The following is an 18691-nucleotide window of genomic DNA, read 5'->3' on the forward strand; positions in this document are numbered from 1 at the left end:
CCTCCCCCACGTCCCGAGGGGCTCCCTTCCATGCCTCCAACTGAACTCAGAGCCAGCAGCCGTGTAACCCTCTTCTCGCTCGATCGCCTCCCCGTCGCGTACACCACTCGTTCCACTGACGAGCGCGAGTTGGGCGACATTGGGCTTGTCGCCGTTGTGGATGCCAACAGCAATGGAGACGAACTCTGGCACCTGTCCCGGGACCTGGGCGGCCGTAGCACCCCGGAGGAGCAGGCCCGATGGATCCTCACTCAGGCGGTTCGTGCCCGGATCGTGAACTCCGGTGATGTGGGCAGCGTGAAGTGGACTGCCCACATCGGCCGACGCTTCGAACTCGGCATGCTCTTCGCCAATCACGAAGTCCTGACGACTGGCCGAATCGCTCTGTCGTACCGCGGTTCATGTCCCCCGTCGCCTGATTCGGCTCCGACTACGCGCAAGCATCGAGTATGAAAGGAACCGGCAGCTCATGACTCTGCCCGCGGACCTCGACAACGACGCCGGGGCACTGCGCGCGGCGATGGTCAAGGGCCTCTCCGAAGTCGACCCCGATGCCGGGCTCCCGGTCCACCCGGCCTGGCTCGCGGCCGCGGAGAAGGTGCCGCGTCACGCGTTCGTGCCCGGCTTCTACCTCCCCTCCGACGAACCCGACGCGCACGGGCCGACCGTGTGGGAGCCGGTGACGTCGAAGTCCGACTACGGGCGCTGGCTTGCCGCCTCGTACTCGGACACCACACTCATCACGCAGTTCGACGGCGAGGAGACCGACTGGCGGCAGCCGGCCGTCCGGCACGGAGGGGCGCCCACCTCGTCGTCGACGCTGCCCTCACTCGTCCTGCGCATGTGGTCGGACGCGGACGTCGCCGAGGAGCACACGGTCCTGGAGATCGGGACGGGGACCGGATACTCGACGGCGCTGGCCTGTGAACGGCTGGGGTCGTCCCATGTGACCAGCGTCGAGGTCGACGCCGTGAGGCTGGAGGCGGCGGCCGACGCCCTGTACGGCTGCGGCTACACGCCGACGCTCGGCCGGGCCGACGGGTCGTACGGCTACTGGCCCGAGGCCTGGTTCGACCGGATCGTGGCCGCCTGCTCCTTCCGCTCCGCGCCGTCGGCTCTGCTCAGCCAGACCCGGCCCGGCGGCAAGCTCCTGCTCCCCCTGTCGGGGTGGCTCTACGGCAACGCCCGCGTTCTGCTCACCGTCGCCGGGGACGGCACCGCCGAGGGGCCCTTGCTGCCCGGCACCATCTCCTTCATGCCCGCCCGCACCCATGCGGCACCGGCGTACGGGAATCCCGCGGACTGGGCCGCAGGGTTGCACGAGGTGCGGCCCCGGTCTGCGCGGCACGCGCCGGAGCGGATTACGGCCGCGACCGAGGAGGCCTTCCACCTGCGGTTCCTCGCCCAGAGTGCCGTACCCGACGCGCAGATGGTCACCGTCGGCGGGGTGCTGCACCTCATCGACGTGGTCTCCGGGGCCGTCGCCACGCTCACGCCCGAGGACGGGTACTGGGGTGTCCGGGAAAGCGGACCGGTGAAGTTGTGGAGCCGGATCGAGGACTTCGTCGACGCCTTCGACGCGGCGGGGCGGCCGGGACCGGAGACGTACACCCTGCGGGTGGACGGTGACGGCCAACGGCTGCTGCACACGCAGGTGCCGCAGCTGCGGCTTCCCTCAGGGGACTGATGAACAGAGAAGGGCGCCCTCACGGAAGCACGCGGGGGACTGGAATCGATACGCCCACCCAGCGGTCGTCGGCAGGTTCGGAGACGATGGAGGCAGGTGGGATCGCGTATGACGGCGATCCCGACCGGCGGCTGCGTTGCTGAGGAGGCCCCGTGGTCGCGACGAAGCGATGCCGGGAGCCGCTGATGTCCGGGAATCCGAGCGAGGCGCAACCGCCGGTCGTCGACCGCGCGACGTTCGAGCAGCAGCTGGAAGGGCTGCGGGCGAGGGAGAAGGCCCACACCAGGGAGGGTGACGCGATCGCCGCGGCGCGCCGCAGGCTCCCGATGGTCGAGGTGGCCGCGGACAGTCCGTTGCTGGGGCCGGACGGCCCCATCACGCTCCTGGACGCGTTCGAGGGGCGACGGCAGATGATCACCTACTACTTCATGTGGTGGCCCGGCCGGCCGGCCGCCGAGCAGTGCGAAGGCTGTACGTGGGTGATGAGTCACGTGGGCGAGCTGGCCTATCTGCACTCCCGCGACATCACCTTCGCCGTGTTCTGTCAGGGGCGGAACACGGCCTACGGCTTCGGGGACGCGCGGACGTCGTACGAGGAGAGCCTGCGCTACCGCGCCTTCATGGGCTGGGCGATGCCCTGGTACTCCGCCCAGCCCTCGCTCGACTCGCTTCTTGCCGGCCGGGAGCTCGGCCTGTTCCACCTGGTGTGCTACCTGCGCGACGGCGACCGTGTCTTCGAGACCTACTGGACCAAGCGTCGCGGGGCCGAGGCGGTGGACTACAGCTACGCGCTCATGGATCTCACGGTCTTCGGGCGTCAGGAGGCCTGGGAGGACTCTCCGGCCAACTGGCCGCGCCTCGGGCACGCCTCGCGGACCCTGGGCGGGGCTCCCGACTGGCCCCCTCTGCGGGAATGGCCGGGTGGACGTCCCACAGCGCAGTGGCCGCGCGTCGACGCCGGACGCTCCGACGACCTGGGCGCCACCGCCACCGGCCCGGCGGCCGAGCCCGGTCACTGCCACTGATCGCGTGTCAGCGTGTCAGGATCCAGTCAGGGTGAACGTCCCCGAACCGTCCCGTCACCTCCCGTACCGCTGCGCCACCGCCGCGAAGGCGGCCTTGGGTTCCCAGTCCATGTCGGGATAGGTCTGCCCCCGGCGTCCTTCGAGGAGTTTGACGATGCCGAGGCCGGCGCGGTCCAGGTCGTCCCTGGGGTCGCCGTCCGGGCGGTGAGGGTAGCCGGGCAGGGCGAACAGGAAGACGAACGCGCTGTCCACGCCCTCGGTCTCGAAGATCTCCAGCAGTTCGCTGAGGTAGGCGGCCTGGCCGGCCTCGTCCCGCTCGTAGACGCCGTCCAGCCGTAGGGGGGCCTTGGTCCGCGGCTCGTACTCGACCACTTCCAGCACCCGCCCGCCGCGGTCCCCCGCGCCTCGGTAGGCGGCGGTGCCGAACCCGGTGACGGCGAGCGGCTTCGGGCCCCGGGCCAGGGTGCGCACCGCGTCCCGGAACCGGTCGGCGACCTCGGCGGAGCGGAGCAGTTCGTACGTCACGATGTCGAAGGGGGTCCAGTCGACCTGCTCGAACTGGATGGCCGCGTAGGTGAGCCGACCCTGGAAGCGCTCGCGGACCGCGGCCGCCGCGTCGCCGAGGAACGCGTTGACGCGTACGCCGAGTTCACGAATCGTCTCGGCCCGGCGCTCGGGTGGGCTCATCAGTCCCGCGACCCGCTCCTCGGGGCTCTGTCCGGGCAGGAACCCGCGGTTCATCACGCTCAGCTCGACCCCCGCTACGAACACGACCTCGGCCCCGCGCTGCCGGAGCCGCTCCGCCCGCTCGGCGCAGTCGCGGAAGAGGGTGAGGATCTGCCCGGGATCCAGTTCCAGGGGATACGGCGAGAACCACACCTCCAGGCCCAGCTCGGCGGCGGCAGCGGCGGCCTGCTCCAGGCGGTCCGGGTCGCCGCCGATGATCTGGACCGCGTTGCAGTGCAGGTCGTCGCGGATGACGGTGAGTTCGCGCCGGACCACTTCGGGGTCGAAGTGCTCGCGGGCCGTCTGGCCGTGCAGGACGAATCCGGTGTCGTAGGTCATTCCTCTTGCCCGCATGGTGATGTCCTCCCGGTCGGTCTCGGTGGGGTGAGGCTGGCAGTAAAAGTGCGTGCACGCAAGTTTGCGTGCGCGCAGCCTTCTGTGGAACGCTGGCACCGTGACGACACCACCGGGGCTGCGGGAGCGGAAGAAGCAGGCCACGCGCGAGGCGCTGCGTGCGGCGGCCCTGCGTCTGGCCATGGAGCGCGGCCCCGACCGGGTGCGGGTCGAGGACATCGCCGAGGCGGCCGGGGTCTCGCCGCGCACCTACAACAACTACTTCGCCAGCCGCGAGCAGGCGATCGTCTCCGCCGTCACCGCGGACCGGGAGGCGCGGATCGCGGCGGCGGTCGCGGCCCGGCCCGTAGGGGTACGCCTGGCCGAAGCCGTCACCGAAGCGGTAGTCGAGCAGTACACGAACGCCGGTGAACGCGCCCCCGAGGCGCTGCTGTTCATCACCAGCCGGCCCGCGCTGCGCGAGGCGCTCCTCGACACCACCGCCGGCATCGAACCCCCTCTCACGGCGGTGATCGCCGAACGCCTGGGTGACTCCGGAGCACCCACCGCCCGTGTTCTCGCGGCGAGCGTGGCGGCGGCGGTTCGCATCGCGCTGGAAGGCTGGCTGCGGCCGGCCGGGGACGCGGGGGCCGACGGGGGCCTGGACTCCGGGGGGCTGGTCGTGCCCGTCGGCCCGCTGTCCGACCGGCTCCGTGCGGCGCTGGCCCCGCTCGCGCCCGCGTTCGACGCCGCGGAGGGGGCCGTCGGGCCGTGACGTCGACACGGGTGACGGCGCGAGATGAAGCGCGCGAGATGATGTGCATGTCCCTGGTCACGCCCGTACTGCACACCGCCCGGCTGCGGCTGTGGCGGCCGTCGGCCACGCCGCTCCCGGCCCACTGAAGTGACCGCGCCGCTCCCGTCCCGCCGGGGGTGACCGCGGCGCCCGACCGTCACTGATCCCGACTCCTGGTGTGCGCCGGTCTCCTGGCGGTGCCCCGCGACCACGACGCGTTCCGCACGCGTGCGGGAAGTGTTTCCCCACCGCACCCCTTCTGTTCGCCGTGCCTGGCTACCTTCACGTCGCCCGGTCCTGCGCAGGAGAGGTATGTCCCCATGAGCACCCCGGTCCAGCAGACCCCGACCCGGCCGTCCGTGGCCACGGCGACCTCGGCCAGGCAGCGTCGGCAAGGGGCCGGGAACCGGACCGGGAGTCCGTCCGGGAGATCGGCGGAGCAGGCCTTCCTCCAGTTCCAGTCCACCGCGGGCAACCGGGCCGCGACCGCCGCGGTGCAGCGCGTCAGGAACGCGACCGTGGAACGGCCCCGGGAGTCCGCCGAGTCGTCCCGGCCGGGCACCCCTGACACCTTCGTGACGGCACGGCCCGGCACGCCGGACACCCACGAGACATCCCGGCCCGGCACGCCGGACACCTTCGTGACCGCACGGCCCGGCACCCCGGACAGCCACGACACGTCCCGGCCCGGCACCCCTGACACCTTCGTGACGGCGCGGGAACCGGAAGCCGACGGGACGGAAGCCGACGGGACGGAGACCGACGCTAGGGCCCGGGAGGAACTCCTCAAGAAGGCCACCGAGTTGCTGGAGCGGTTCAAGAGGAACCTCGAACCCACGGACAACCTGGCCAAGGGCGCCCAGTCCCCCACCAGCGCCGGCCTCGGCCAGACGGCCACCGCGTCGGGCGACGGAGCCCTGAAGCACGACGCCGCCGCCTCGGGGACCTCGGGCGCTTCGTGGAACCTCCTCACCGAGCTGACCGGCGTCGTGGTCAACTCCCTGGACGCGCTCAAGAACCTGAAGGCGTCCAGGAAGAACCGGACCGGAGCCGCGCACCACACGGCGAGGAAGAAGTCGAAGACCAAGGGAGCCGACGCGGTCGTCGGAACCGCCAGTACGGGTGGGTACGGCGCCGCCGTCGCCAAGGACGCGGTCAAGCTCCAGGCGGTGGCGGACACCGCGACCGCGGCCGAGGTGAGCGGCGTCTTCAGCGCCGTCACCGGCCTGTGGAAGGGCGCCCGTGCCGCGGGCCGGGTCGGCGGGGCGACCCGCAAGTACCGGCGGGTCAAGAACCTCGGGGAGGCCGGCGCCGTCCACGCGGAGCTGCTGGCCCGGCTCCAGGGCGAGGTGGGCGCGGCGGTCCAGCGGGTCGACGAGCTGACCGCGAACCTGGAGGCCGTCGTGGAGGCCAACCGGGGCCGCCGGCCCGCGCTGTGGTACCCGGCCGCCACCGCTGCCGCCGACGCCCTCGGCGCCGCGTACATCCGCGCCAGTGACGCCCATGCCGCCCACCAGCGCGCCGAGCTGGACGTGGAGACCCTGGGGCAGACGCAGAAGTACGCGAAGAAGAAGCAGCTCACCAAGATCGGCAAGGAGACGGTCGGCGGTGTGCTGGGCGAGCCCGCCAAGGCCGCCGGCGGCATCGTGGCCACGGTCGCCGCCGCGGGGGCGCTGGGGAGCAACCCAGCGGGCTGGATCACCGCCGCCGTGGGGGCGGGCCTCATCCTCGGCGTCGCCGGCTACAAGGGGGGCCGGGCGGCGAAGAAGCGTTTCGAGGAGGCCCACCACCCCGAGCGCTACACGCCGGAGGGCGAGGAGGCGGTGGCGGCCAAGTCCGGCTGGGAGTCGCTGAAGCACTCCCTGAAGGTCTGGAAGAAGGTGTCGCGGCACGAGCGCCGGCTGATGGCGCACAAGATCTACCGGATGGCGGCGGGTCCCGACGTCCCCGGGAGCGCCGAGACGACGCCCGAGGTACGGCAGTCCGCCCGGGAGCTGCTCGTCGCCCTGAAGGCGGGCCCCGACCAGCACAGGATGGAACGGGCGGCGTGGGAGGCGAGCCTCAACGACCCGGAGCACAGGGGCGCCTGGCTCAAGGAGATCGCGGAGCAGCTGGCCTCCGGGTGATCCGGGAGGCGGAATGCGGGCTGTTCGGGACGGGCGGCGGCGCGGCCGTCGTATGCCTCGCGGTGGGCCGGCGCCGCGTCCGTGCGGGTCCGCGCCCAGGTCCCGACGGTGCGCATCAGGCGGTACGGGGAGAGACCGGGGCCGGCCGCCCCGCAGGTGACCGTGAGGCGTCCCGCCGAAGCCGACCGGGCCATTACCAGGGGGTCACCCGTCGGGCCAACTCCCTTTTCGGCCAATGGCGTTCAGCCGCCATCCGGGCATTTTTCGCATCAAACCCCCGGCGGTTCCGGCTCGCAGTCACGAGGTTGACACGACGTGTGAGCACAAGCGGTAGTGTCCCCTCCTGTACGTCGAACGCCGTTCGCGGATACGGGAGTTCGAGGCGGCCGGGGATGCGCGTTCCCGTTCCGTTTCGAGTCCGCGCCGGCGGCGCCCCCTGCTCGTACCGGCCCTCGCGTGTTCCTTGGAGTTCCATGTCGTGCGCCTTCGCCGTCGCCCGCGCCGCTGCCGACTTCGCGGCATGAGGTGCCCAGGGAAGACAGCGGTCCGCCGGGGCCCGTTGAGAGCCCGGTCGTCATCGGGCCGGCCCGCGCCCCCGCCGCTGCGACCCGCCCCTGTGCGCCGGCCCGCCTCGGCCACCTCGCCCACACCGACGGCTTCCGATCCGTGAGGACCTGATGACTGAACTGATAGTGACCGTCACCGCCGCGCTGGCGGTGGCCGGAGTCGGGGCCGCGTGGTACTTCCGGCGCAAGGGCGAGCAGGCCCGTCGCCGGGCCGAGCAGCTGCGCGAGCACGCCGACCGGCTCACCCTGCAACTCGTCGCCGCCGAGCAGTGCGTGGGGCACCTGGCCGCCACCGTGATCCCGGCGGCGGCGACGGGCGGCCGCGGCGGCGCGGGGCCCGAGGGCGGGCTGCCCGTACCGGCGCAGCTCGACGGGACTCCGCTCGCCGAGCGGCTGCGTGCCGTGCCCGGCGCGGTGGCCGCCGCGGTGGCGGACGTACGGGCGCAGGAGCGGGCGGCCGCCGAACAGGCCGCGGCCCACGCGGCCGAGCGGGTGCGCCAGGACACCGAGCGGCAGATCGCGCAGGTACGGCACGAGTCCGTCGGCGTCGCCCGGGCCGCCGTGCGCGGCTTCGCCAACAACGTCGTGGCCCGCTCGGCGAAGCTGGGCCGGGCCGTCAGCCAGGGCGTACGGCGGCACATCTCGGACGAGGCGTACGCGACGCTCGTGGAGATCGACCACCTCGCGCAGCAGATGCTGCTCACGGCGTCCGGGTACTCCGTGCTCGCCGGGGACAAGCTGTCCCGGCGCTGGCCCGCCACCACGCTGACCGACATCGTGCGCGCGGCCATGGGCCGGATCGAGGGGTACGAGCGGATCAAGCACCCCGAGATGGGGTCCGTGGTGGTCGAGGGCCGCGCCGTGGAGGCGGTCGTGCACGCGCTCGCCGTACTGCTGGACAACGCGCTGCGCTACTCGCCGCCCGCCGCCAGTGTCCACGTCTCGCTGGAACAGGGGCACCACGCCTGCTTCCTGATCGTGGACGACGCCGGTCTGCGCATGGACGACGAGCGGCTGCTGTGGGCCAGCGACGTGATGTCCGGCGAGCAGCGCGACGACATCACCCGCCTGGGCGCCCACCCCCAGACCGGGCTGCGCGTGGCGTCCCTGCTGGCGGAGAACTACGGCTTCCGCGTCGAGCTGACCGCGCCCAACATCTACCAGGGGACCCGGGCCATGGTCGTCCTGCCGAAGAACCTGGTCGTCGACCCGTCGGCGGCCCAGCCGGTGCCGCAGGCAGTGTCCCGGTCGCTGCCGCCGAAGGCCGTGGAGGCGACCGGTCCGACCGCGGAGCAGGCCGCGGAAGAAGAGACGGAACAGGAGGCCGCCGTGTCTTCCGCCGCGCCCGCACCCGAACCGGCGCCGGCCGCCGTACCCGAGCCGGCCCCGGCCGCCGCACCCGCACCCGCCCCCGAGCCGGCCCTCTCGGCTCCCGCCCCCTCGGCCACCACCACCGCCAGCGGTCTGACCGTCCGCAGGCGCTCCCCCGCGCCCGCCCCGGCCCGCCGCCCCGCCGCCCCCGACGACACCGAGCCCGGCCGTCCCGCCGTCGCCGCCGCCTGGGCGGCCGGCACCCGCAGCGGCCGGGAGGGGGAGCGGCCCTCGCCCGCCTCCGCCGACGCCATCCACACCGCCGCCGCTCACCCCACCCCCCATGACGGCGCTGACGACGAAGGACACTGATCGTGCAAGACACACACACCAACAGCCTGGGCTGGCTGCTGGACCAGGAACTCGGCAGCGTCGAGGGCGTCCGGTACGCCGTGCTGATGAGCAGCGACGGGCTGCTGAAGGCCCGCACCGAGACGATCGGCCAGGACGACGGGGAGAAGTTCGCCGCGCTGACGGCGGCGCTGCGCGCGGCGGGCAAGGCCTGGGACGAGTTCACCGGCGGCGCGGGGATGCGGCAGCTGCTGATCGAGTCGGTCGGCTGCATCGGGCTGACGACCACCGCCGCGAAGAACACCATGCTGTCGGTGTGCACGACCGGTCCCGACGCCGACGTCGGCCTGATCTCGCACCACATGGTGCGCCTCGCCACCCGGGTGGGGCACGAGCTGGGCACGGAGGAGCGCGTGCCGGTCGCGGACGGCGGCTCACCGGTATGAGCGGGCCGCGGCGTGACCCCGACATGGTCCGGCCCTACGTCCGCACCCAGGGCCGGATCCGTGCGCGCGAGGACGTGCGCCTGGAGAGCGTGGTCATCGCCGCGACCGGCCCCACGGACACCCTCGGGCCGGACGCCCGCCGGGTGATGCGGCTGTTCGGCGGCGCGGACGGCGGCCTGGCCGTCGCCGACATCGCCGCCGCGCTGGAGCTGCCGCCCTCCACGGTGCGCATCCTCGTCTCCTCCCTGATGGACTCCGGCCACCTCGCCAGCCCGGTCGCCGCGATCGACGACCAGCCCGACTTCGACCTGCTGCAGGAGGTACTCCGTGGACTTCGCTCCCTGGTCTGACCGGGCCGACCGGACCGAGGCGTCCGCCGGGGCCGGAGGTGCCGACCGGTCCGGCCGGGTCGACCCGCCCGTCACCTACGTCCCCGCCACGGTGACCCGGTCGGCGAAGATCGTGGTCGCGGGCGGCTTCGGCGTCGGCAAGACGACGCTGATCGGCAGTGTCTCGGAGGTGCGGCCGCTGCGGATGGAGGAGCCGATCACGCAGGCCAGCGCCGGTGTGGACGACCTGCGCGGCACCCCGCACAAGACGACGACCACCGTGGCGATGGACTTCGGCCGCATCCACATGGCCGGCGGCCGGCTCGCGCTGTACCTGTTCGGGCTGCCCGGGCAGTCCCGGTTCCAGCCGCTGTGGGAGGACCTGGCCGAGGGTGCCCTCGGCTGTCTCGTCCTGGCGGACACCCGTGACCTCGACGCCTCCCACGACGCCCTCGGCCTGCTCGACGGCGCGGGCATCCCGTACGCCGTCGCCATCAACACCTTCCCGGGCGCCCCGGAGTATCCCGAGGCAGAGCTGCGCGAGGCGCTGGCCCTTGAGCCGGCGACGCCGCTGACGTACTGCGACGCACGCGACCGCATCTCCTCCCTGCACGCCCTGATCACGCTCACCGAGTACCTCTCCGAGCACCGCTCGGCCGCCCTCCTGGAGTCCCGCCGATGACGCCGCCCTCCGCAGAGTCCGTGCCCGCCGGTCCCCCGGGCCGGATCGCCCTGTACGCACCGGAGTTCGCCGCCGACCCGCACGCCGCCTACCGGAGGATGCGCCGCACCCACGGTCCGCTCGTCCCGGTCGACCTGGCGCCCGGCGTCCCCGCGACCCTGGTGATCGGCTACTACCAGGCCCGCCGCATCCTGAACGACCCGCTGCACTTCCCGGCCGATCCCCGGGCCTGGGAGAAGCTGATCCCGGCGACCTGCCCGGTGCGGCCGATGATGGAGTGGCGGCCCAACGCGCTGCGCTCGGGCGGCGCCGAGCACGCCCGCTACCGGGCGGCCAACACCCACGCCATCGACAGGGTCGACCAGCACGGACTGCGTGCCCTCGTCGAGAAGGTCGCCGACGGCGCCATCGACGGGTTCCGCACGGCCGGCTCGGCGGACCTGCTCACCCAGTACTCGTTCCCCATCGCGTTCAGCGTGCTGAGCGCGCTGCTGGGCTGCCCGGACGAGATCGGGCAGCGCATCGCCGAGGGCATGGCGAAGATCTTCGACACCACCAACGCCGACCAGGGCAACCTGATCCTCGCCCGCGCCGTGTCCGACCTGGTGGCCCTGCGGCGGGCCCACCCCGGCGACGACATCACGTCCCGGCTGGCCCTGCACTCCGCCGAGCTGAGCGACGAGGAGATGAGCCACCAGCTCGTCACGCTCTACGGCGCCGGGATCGAACCGCTGACCAACCTGATCAGCAACACGATCCTGAAGATCCTCACCGACGAGGAGTTCTCCGCGGACCTGCACGCCGGGCTCTCCACGGTGCGCGACGCGCTCGACGCCGTCCTCTACACCGACCCGCCGATGGCGAACTACTGCATCTCCTACCCGCCGTACCCCATCGACGTGGAGGGCGTGCTGCTGCCCGCCGACCAGCCGGTGGTGATCTCGATGGCGGCCGCGAACAACGACCCGGCCCTCACCGAGGGCGTGCCCGAGGGACAGCACGGCGGCAACCGCGCCCACCTGGCGTGGAGCACCGGCCCGCACACCTGCCCCGCCCGCTCGCACGCCTACCTGATCGCCGAGACCGCGGTCACCCACCTCCTGGACGCGCTGCCGGAGACGGACCTGGCCCGCCCGCCCGCCGAACTGACCTGGCGCCCCGGCCCGTTCCACCGCGCCCTCGAATCCCTGCCCGTCACCTTCCCCGCCGCGCAACCCGCCGCACACTAAGGAGCCAGGTCATGGCGACCCAGCAGCCCGCCCTCGTCCTCGACCCCACCGGCGCCGGCCACCACGCCGAGCACCGCACCCTGCGGGAGGGCGGCCCGGCCACGCGGGTGGACGTCCTCGGGGTGCAGGCCTGGTCGGTGAGCGACCCCGCCCTCCTCAAACACCTGCTCACCAGCCCCGACGTCTCCAAGGACGCGCGGGCGCACTGGCCCGCCTTCGGCGAGGTCGTCTCCACCTGGCCGCTCGCCCTGTGGGTGGCGGTGGAGAACATGTTCACCGCCTACGGTCCCAACCACCGCAAGCTGCGCCGGCTGGTGGCGCCCGCCTTCAGCGCCCGCCGAATAGCCGCGATGCGCCCGGCCGTCGAGAAGATGGTGACCACGCTCGTCGACCGGCTCGCGGAGCTTCCCGCCGGTGAGCCGGTCGATCTGCGCCAGGAGCTGGCCTACCCGCTGCCGATCGCGGTCATCGGTCACCTCATGGGCGTGCCCGAGGACCGGCGCGACGGCTTCCGCGCCCTCGTGGACGGCGTCTTCGACACCACCCTCGACCAGGCCGAGGCACAGGCCAACACCGCACGCCTGTACGAGGTCCTGGACGAGCTCATCGCCACCAAGCGCGCCACCCCGGGCGACGACATGACGTCCCTGCTCATCTCCGCGCGGGACGACGAGGGGGACGGCGACCGCCTCTCGCCCGAGGAGCTGCGCGACACCCTGCTGCTGATGATCAGCGCCGGTTACGAGACCACCGTCAACGTCATCGACCAGGCCGTGCACACCCTGCTGACCCGCCCCGACCAGCTGGCGCTGGTCCGCAAGGGCGAGATCGTCTGGGGGGACGTGGTGGAGGAGACGCTGCGCCACGAACCAGCGGTCAAGCATCTGCCGCTGCGGTTCGCGGTCACCGACATTCCCCTGCCGGACGGGCGGACCATCGCCCGCGGGGAGGCCATCCTCGCCTCGTACGCCGCCGCCAACCGCCATCCGGACTGGCACGAGGACGCCGACACCTTCGACGCCACCCGCACGGTCAAGGAGCATCTGGCCTTCGGTCACGGTGTCCACTTCTGCCTGGGCGCGCCGCTGGCCCGCATGGAGGTGACGCTGGCGCTGGAGAGCCTCTTCGGCCGCTTCCCGGACATCCGCCTCGCCGATCCGGCCGAGGAGCTGCCGCCCGTGCCCTCCCTGATCAGCAACGGCCACCAGCGGCTGCCGGTACTGCTGCACGCCGGCTGAGCGGCGCGCCGCGGGTCCGGGAGCCGGGGAAGCCGGGGGTCGACGGCCGGAGCCCGGTGCTCCAGCCGAACATCCCCGGCTCGCAGTCGCCCGTCGGCTGCCGGCTGCCGGCTGCCGGCTGCCGACGGGGCGGATGCCCGCGAGTGCCGCGATCAGGGCTCGGTGCTCGGCCGAAAGGGGCGGGGATTAGCCTCGAACCCGACAAGTCGGTTCGTCGGAACCAGGTTCGACCGGACCGGTCCGGCAGTGCAGGAGGCAGACATGGCGAAGGTTCCCAGCGCGGTGGTCGCCGCGGGCGGTCTCGTCGGCGGGTACGGCGTGGCCCGCTGGACGAAGAAGCGGCAGCTGGGCGGGGCCGTGCTCGCCGTCGCCGGGGCCGCCGCCGCGCAGCAGTGGCGGGAGCGGGCCGGCGGGCGGGCCGCGGGCGCGCTGACGGCGGCGTACGTCGCCGGGTTCGCCGGGTCGCACCCGCTGGCCAAGAAGGTCGGCGCGTGGCCCGCCGTGTTCGGTGTGGCCGGCGCGGTGGCGCTGGCCTCCTGGGCGGTCGCCGACCGGCGCGCCTGAAAAAGGGTCTGCCGCTCAGGTCAGGTGGGTCAGCACGTTGATCACCCGGCCGTCCGGGGCCCGTACGAAGAAGCGCCGTACGCCCCACTCCTCGTTCTGCGGCTCCCGTACGATCTCGGCGCCCGACGCGGTGACCTGCTCGTAGACGGCGTCGACGTCCTCGACCTCCACACTCAGGTCGGGGACGACGGGCGCCGTGCGCTCCTCGGTGAACAGGCTGATCTGGGCGGTCGGGTTGGACGGGGAGGCCAGGGTCGTCACCCAGCCCATGTCCATGACCTCCTCGAAGCCGAGCAGGCCGTAGAAGTCGCGGCTCGTGGTCCACTGCTCCTCGGCCTCGACGTGGATGTTGGGGACGATCCTGCGAATGCTCATCGGGGCTCCTCGACGTCTGTGCCGGGTCGGTTCGGCGGGTACGACGCTACGCGGTCCCCCGGCCGGAGCCGGCCGTTCCCGGCGACGCCGTCGAAAGCGGCTCGGCGATGTCCTCCAGCGAGCGGCGTTCCGCCTTCACCGCGAGGAACGCCGCCACCAGGCCGGCCGCGCACATCAGTCCCGCGCCGATCTGGAAGGCCAGCACCGTGTCGCCGACCACGCCGGACTCGGTCAGGTCGGCGAAGAGCAGCGGGCCGCTGATACCGCCGGCGGCGGTGCCGAGGGCGTAGAAGAAGGCGATGGCCATGGCCCGGGTCTCCATGGGGAAGATCTCGGAGACGGTCAGGTACGCGCTGGAGGCACCCGCCGAGGCGAAGAACAGCACCACGCACCAGCAGGCCGTCATGGTCGTCGCCGTGAGCGAGCCGCGGTCGAAGAGCCAGGCCGTGCCGAACAGCAGGATGCCGGAGAGCAGATAGGTGCCGGAGATCATGATGCGGCGGCCGACGGTGTCGAAGAGGTGGCCCAGCAGCAGCGGACCGCAGAAGTTGCCCGCGGCGATGACCGCGAAGTAGTAGCCGGTGCTGCCGGTCGGCACGTCGAAGAACGTGATGAGGATGGTGCCGAAGCCGAAGGTGATGGCGTTGTAGAGGAACGCCTGCCCGATGAAGAGGGACAGGCCGAGGATCGCGCGGCGCGGGTAGCGGCCGAAGACGGTCTTGGCGATCAGGCCGAAGCCGATGGACTTGCGCTGGTGGATGGTGATCTCACCGGCGGGCGGGGGCAGCTTCTCGCCCTTCTCCTGCTCGATCTCCCGTTCGACGGAGGCGACGAGTCTGTCGGCCTTCTCGCCCTGGCCGTGGATGAACTGCCAGCGTGGGCTCTCGGGGACGTGCCGCCGCACCAGCAGCACCACCAGGCCCAGGAGCACGCCGAGGGCGAAGCTGAGCCGCCAGCCGACGTCCTTGGCGAAGATGTCGGTGTCCAGCATCACGATGGACAGCAGGGCGCCGCCGATCGCGCCGAGCCAGTAGCTGCCGTTGATGATGAGGTCGACGCGGCCCCGGTAGTGGGACGGGATCAGCTCGTCGATCGCGGAGTTGATCGCCGCGTACTCGCCGCCGATGCCGAAGCCGGTGAGGAAGCGGAAGAGGAAGAACCACCAGGACTCGAAGGAGACCGCGGTCAGCGCGGTCGCCGCCAGATAGACCACCAGCGTGATCATGAACAGCTTCTTGCGGCCGTGCCGGTCGGTCAGCCAGCCGAAGAACAGGGCGCCGGAGCAGGCCCCCGCCACGTAGAGGGCGGCGGCGAGGCCGGTGATCTGGGCGGAGCTGATGTCCAGGCCGCTGCCGTCCTCGGCGATCCGTCCGGCGACGTTGCCGACGATCGTGACTTCCAGGCCGTCCAGGATCCAGACGGTGCCCAGGCCGATCACGATCATCCAGTGCCAGCGCGACCAGGGCAGCCGGTCCAGGCGGGCCGGTACGGCCGTGGTGACCGTCCCGGTGGAGGCGGGCACCGAACCCGACGACGACGCTTCTGCTGTCATGGCACCCTCTCCGTCGGGCTCTCCGCCGAGCGAACGCCTCACGTGTGCCCAACGCCGCGGGGAACACGCCCGCCGCGCCGGGTGCTACGCCCCCAGGATGCGGGAGACCGTGTAGATCAGCAGCCCGGCCAGCGAGCCGACCACCGTGCCGTTGATGCGGATGAACTGGAGGTCGCGGCCGATGTTCGCCTCGATCTTCTTCGTGGTGTGCTCGGCGTCCCAGCTCGCGACCGTGTCGGTGATCAGGGAGGTGATCTCGCGCCGGTAGGTGGTCACCACGTAGACCGCGGCGCCCTCCACCCATCCGTCGACCTTGCCCTGCACCTTGGGGTCGGAGGCCATCCGGGTGCCCAGGGAGAGCAGCGACGCGCGCACCCTGAGCCGCAGTTCGCTGCGCTCGTCCTCCGCCGCCGAGACGATCATGGACCGTACGGCCGTCCAGGCGGACGCGATCAGGTCCTGGACCTCGCCGCGGCCCAGCACCTCGGTCTTCAGCCGCTCCACCCGCGCGCGGGTCTCCGTGTCGGACTGGAGGTCGGCGGCGAAGTCGGTGAGGAAGCGGTCCAGGGCGCCGCGCGCGGGGTGGGCGGGCATGTCGCGCATCTCGGTGACGAAGCGCAGCAGCTCCTTGTAGACGCGGTCGCCGATCTTCCGGTCCACGAACCGGGGCGTCCATCCGGGCGCCCCGCCCTGGACGGCGTCCATCACCGAGTCGCCGTGCAGGATCAGCCAGTCGTGGGCGCGGGAGACGATCAGGTCGACGGCGCGCCTGTGGCCGCCGTCGGAGACGACCCGGTCCAGCATCTTCCCGATGCCGGGCGCGATCTCCTGCGCGTCGGCCCGGCGCGTGATCGCCTCGCCGACCACCGCCTGGACGTCGGAGTCGCGCAGCACGGTGAGGGCTCCGCGCAGGGCGGCGGACAGCTCGGCCGTCACCCGGTCGGCGTGTTCGGGCACGGCCAGCCAGGCGCCGAGGCGGCTGCCGATGCCGACGGCGCGCAGGCGCTGGCGCACGACGGCCTCGGAGAGGAAGTTCTCCCCGACGAACTCGCCGAGCGAGACGCCCAGCTGGTCCTTCTTCTTCGGGATGATCGCGGTGTGCGGGATGGGGATGCCGAGGGGGTGGCGGAAGAGGGCGGTGACCGCGAACCAGTCGGCGAGCGCGCCGACCATGCCGGCCTCGGCGGCGGCCGACACGTAGCCCGCCCAGGCGCCCGCGCCCCGGTGGGCGGCCCACTCGGCCAGGACGTAGACCACGGCGACGAAGAGCAGCAGGCCGGTGGCGGTGAGCTTCATCCGGCGCACGCCGCGGCGCTTCTCCTCGTCGGCCGGGCTGAAGGACGTCATCGCGCGGTCGCGCACCGCCCCCGTGGCGGCGCCACCGGTGCCCGCCCCCGCGCCCCCTCCGGCGCCCCCGGAACCACCTGTGGCCCCCGCACCCTCAGGAAGTTCCGCTTTCGTGCGTTCCATCCGCTCCACCGTTCGCTGAGAAGTCCCTCACACATTGTCCCTTCCTGACCGACTCCCGGAACGGAACACAAGTTCCCGGCGTCTGTCCCCGAGGGGGAACGCCCGGGGCTCCTGCGGCACTTCCCCCACCCATGACGCATCATGGGGTCATCGGACCGGAGCCTCGGGGCTCCCCTCGCCCGAGGAGAACAGAAGAGCATGACCCGGGGTCGTGACGGGGGTGCGGGGGCGCCTCCCACCAAGCACCGTGCCCTGCTCGCGGCGATCGTCACCCTGATAGTGGCGATCTCCGCGGCCATATACGCCGGAGCGTCCGCGGACGACGGCACCAGGGACCACGCGCTGCAGGCCGGAGGCCGTCTCTCACGGGGAGAGGCCGCCCCCGCCTCCACGGGCGCCTGGGTGGGCGCCTGGGCCACCGCGCCGGCCGCGGCCGAGCCGGGCACCGAGACGACCGGCATGGCGGGCCGCTCCGTGCGCAACGTCGTGCACACCTCGGTCGGCGGCACCAGCGCGCGGATCACCCTGTCCAACCTGTACGGGCAGTCGCCGCTGACCGTCACGCACGCCTCGATAGCCCTGGCCGCGGGGCCCGACACTGCCGCCGCGATCGCCGACACCATGCGCCGGCTGACCTTCGGCGGCAGCGCCCGGGTGATCATCCCGGCGGGCGGTCAGGTGATGAGCGACATCGCCCGCATCGCCATCCCCTACGGGGCGAACGTGCTGGTCACCACGTACTCCCCCATCCCCTCCGGACCGGTGACCTACCATCCGATGGCCCGGCAGACCAGTTACCTCGCCGACGGCGACCGCACGGCGGACGTCACGGCCGTCGCCTACACCACCCCCACGCCGTACTGGCGCTATCTGACCGCCCTCGACGTGCTGAGCCACGAGGCCGACGGCACGGTCGTGGCCTTCGGCGACTCGATCACCGACGGTCTCGGCGCCGGCGTCGACGCCAACCACCGCTGGACCGACGTCCTCGCCGAGCGGCTGCACGACGCGGCCGGCGACGGCCGGGACACGCCCCGCTACAGCGTCGTGAACGAGGGCATCAGCGGCAACCGGATCCTGACCGGCAGGGCGGGCCGGCCGGCCGACAACCCGAGCGGGCTGAGCCGCTTCGAACGCGACGTGCTGCAACGCACCAACGTCAAGGTCGTCGTCGTCCTCCTCGGCGTCAACGACATCCTGCACAGCCCGGAACTCGCCGACCGCGACGCCGTCCTCACCGGCCTGCGCACCCTCGTCGACCAGGCACACGCCCGGGGGCTGCGGGTCGTCGGCGGGACGATCACTCCGTTCGGCGGCTACGGCGGCTACACCCGGGCCCGCGAGACGATGCGGCAGGAGATCAACGGGGAGATCCGCTCCGGCCGGGTCTTCGACGCGGTCGTCGACTTCGACAAGGCCCTGCGCGACCCCTACGACCCGCGCCGGATGCGCTCCGACTACGACAGCGGCGACCACCTGCACCCCGGCGACAAGGGCTACGCCCGCATGGGCCGGACCCTCGACCTGGACACCCTGAAGGGCGCGGCCCCGGTCAAGGCATAGGCCCGCCCGGCCGGCCCCGGGACCGACCGGACCCCCAGGAACACCACCCGACCACCGCTCCACCGAAGGCAACGGCACCCCCACCGGAGGTCACGGCGCGTCACACCGCCCCGCGCCCGGCGTCCCCGTGCGCTGCAGCACACGTCCCCCCCACCCGACGGCCCCGGGCAGTCCGGCACACGGACCCTGGCCCGACGGCCCCGTGCGGTGCGGCACACGGACCCCGGCCGGACCAGCCCACCCGTGGCTCCCGGCGAGGCGCGGTGCGGGCACGCCCCGAGCCGGCACAACGCACGGCCTCCGGCCCCCACGGGCCCCGCCC

17 protein-coding genes are annotated in these 18691 nt (G+C 72.7%); 13 read left to right on the plus strand and 4 right to left on the minus strand.

Features of this window, described 5'->3' with window-relative positions:
• Positions 1 to 469 precede the first annotated feature (469 nt).
• Both tgmC and ACIQFU_RS02080 read left to right on the plus strand, forming a co-directional pair.
• Positions 470 to 1687: an ATP-grasp peptide maturase system methyltransferase gene (gene tgmC, locus ACIQFU_RS02075; RefSeq protein WP_402548305.1), complete on the plus strand. Its 1218-nt coding sequence runs from the start codon at positions 470 to 472 to the stop codon at positions 1685 to 1687.
• A 185-nt stretch (positions 1688 to 1872) separates the two neighbouring features.
• Positions 1873 to 2712 (plus strand): DUF899 family protein, encoded by an 840-nt coding sequence (locus tag ACIQFU_RS02080; protein WP_402548481.1) that lies wholly within the window; start codon positions 1873 to 1875, stop codon positions 2710 to 2712.
• Positions 2713 to 2766: 54 nt separating this feature from the next.
• On the opposite strand, the gene ACIQFU_RS02085 is transcribed toward ACIQFU_RS02080, so the two are convergent.
• Positions 2767 to 3792: a hypothetical protein gene (locus ACIQFU_RS02085; protein ID WP_402548307.1), complete on the minus strand. Its 1026-nt coding sequence runs from the start codon at positions 3790 to 3792 to the stop codon at positions 2767 to 2769.
• A 100-nt stretch (positions 3793 to 3892) separates the two neighbouring features.
• On the opposite strand from ACIQFU_RS02085, the gene ACIQFU_RS02090 reads away from it, so the two are divergent.
• The 10 genes from ACIQFU_RS02090 to ACIQFU_RS02135 all read left to right on the plus strand — a co-directional run bounded on the left by ACIQFU_RS02090 (position 3893) and on the right by ACIQFU_RS02135 (position 13409).
• Positions 3893 to 4546 (plus strand): TetR/AcrR family transcriptional regulator, encoded by a 654-nt coding sequence (locus ACIQFU_RS02090; RefSeq protein ID WP_402548308.1) that lies wholly within the window; start codon positions 3893 to 3895, stop codon positions 4544 to 4546.
• Positions 4543 to 4674, plus strand: a complete 132-nt coding sequence (locus ACIQFU_RS02095) for a hypothetical protein (protein ID WP_402548309.1) — start codon at positions 4543 to 4545, stop codon at positions 4672 to 4674. Before ACIQFU_RS02090 ends, ACIQFU_RS02095 begins: the two co-directional genes overlap by 4 nt.
• 213 nt (positions 4675 to 4887) lie before the next feature.
• Positions 4888 to 6693 carry a hypothetical protein gene (locus ACIQFU_RS02100; protein ID WP_402548310.1) on the plus strand — a complete coding sequence of 602 codons (1806 nt, stop codon included), beginning with the start codon at positions 4888 to 4890 and terminating at the stop codon, positions 6691 to 6693.
• Between the two features lie 677 nt (positions 6694 to 7370).
• The gene (locus tag ACIQFU_RS02105) at positions 7371 to 8942 is read left to right on the plus strand and encodes an ATP-binding protein (protein ID WP_402548311.1); all 1572 of its coding nucleotides are present in this window, start codon (positions 7371 to 7373) and stop codon (positions 8940 to 8942) included.
• A gap of 2 nt (positions 8943 to 8944) precedes the next feature.
• The gene (locus ACIQFU_RS02110) at positions 8945 to 9367 is read left to right on the plus strand and encodes a roadblock/LC7 domain-containing protein (protein ID WP_373899893.1); all 423 of its coding nucleotides are present in this window, start codon (positions 8945 to 8947) and stop codon (positions 9365 to 9367) included.
• A complete protein-coding gene (locus ACIQFU_RS02115; protein ID WP_402548312.1) occupies positions 9364 to 9717 on the plus strand; it encodes a DUF742 domain-containing protein in 354 nt (117 codons plus the stop codon). Before ACIQFU_RS02110 ends, ACIQFU_RS02115 begins: the two co-directional genes overlap by 4 nt.
• Before the next feature lie 112 nt (positions 9718 to 9829).
• Positions 9830 to 10378, plus strand: coding sequence for a GTP-binding protein (locus ACIQFU_RS02120; RefSeq protein WP_402548483.1), 549 nt, complete (start codon positions 9830 to 9832; stop codon positions 10376 to 10378).
• On the plus strand, positions 10375 to 11607 hold the full coding sequence (locus ACIQFU_RS02125; protein WP_402548313.1) for a cytochrome P450: 1233 nt from the start codon (positions 10375 to 10377) through the stop codon (positions 11605 to 11607). The genes ACIQFU_RS02120 and ACIQFU_RS02125 overlap by 4 nt, the downstream gene beginning before the upstream one ends.
• Before the next feature lie 11 nt (positions 11608 to 11618).
• Positions 11619 to 12845 carry a cytochrome P450 gene (locus ACIQFU_RS02130; RefSeq protein WP_402548314.1) on the plus strand — a complete coding sequence of 409 codons (1227 nt, stop codon included), beginning with the start codon at positions 11619 to 11621 and terminating at the stop codon, positions 12843 to 12845.
• 261 nt (positions 12846 to 13106) lie between these two features.
• On the plus strand, positions 13107 to 13409 hold the full coding sequence (locus ACIQFU_RS02135) for a hypothetical protein (RefSeq protein ID WP_402548316.1): 303 nt from the start codon (positions 13107 to 13109) through the stop codon (positions 13407 to 13409).
• A gap of 15 nt (positions 13410 to 13424) precedes the next feature.
• Here the strand turns inward: ACIQFU_RS02135 and ACIQFU_RS02140 are convergent, their stop codons facing one another.
• The 3 genes from ACIQFU_RS02140 to ACIQFU_RS02150 form a co-directional block, all read right to left on the minus strand.
• Complete coding sequence (locus tag ACIQFU_RS02140) at positions 13425 to 13784, minus strand: VOC family protein (RefSeq protein WP_402548317.1); 360 nt, start codon at positions 13782 to 13784, stop codon at positions 13425 to 13427.
• Between the two features lie 46 nt (positions 13785 to 13830).
• On the minus strand, positions 13831 to 15336 hold the full coding sequence (locus ACIQFU_RS02145; RefSeq protein WP_402548319.1) for an MFS transporter: 1506 nt from the start codon (positions 15334 to 15336) through the stop codon (positions 13831 to 13833).
• An 84-nt stretch (positions 15337 to 15420) separates the two neighbouring features.
• Complete coding sequence (locus tag ACIQFU_RS02150; RefSeq protein ID WP_402548320.1) at positions 15421 to 16806, minus strand: DUF445 domain-containing protein; 1386 nt, start codon at positions 16804 to 16806, stop codon at positions 15421 to 15423.
• Positions 16807 to 17004: 198 nt separating this feature from the next.
• Here ACIQFU_RS02150 and ACIQFU_RS02155 point away from each other — a divergent pair, with 198 nt between their 5' ends.
• Entirely contained in the window at positions 17005 to 18369 is a 1365-nt protein-coding gene (locus ACIQFU_RS02155; RefSeq protein ID WP_402548321.1) for an SGNH/GDSL hydrolase family protein, read from the plus strand.
• Positions 18370 to 18691 lie beyond the last annotated feature (322 nt).

This window comes from Streptomyces sp. NPDC093065, from assembly GCF_044754585.1.
Classification (GTDB): domain Bacteria; phylum Actinomycetota; class Actinomycetes; order Streptomycetales; family Streptomycetaceae; genus Streptomyces.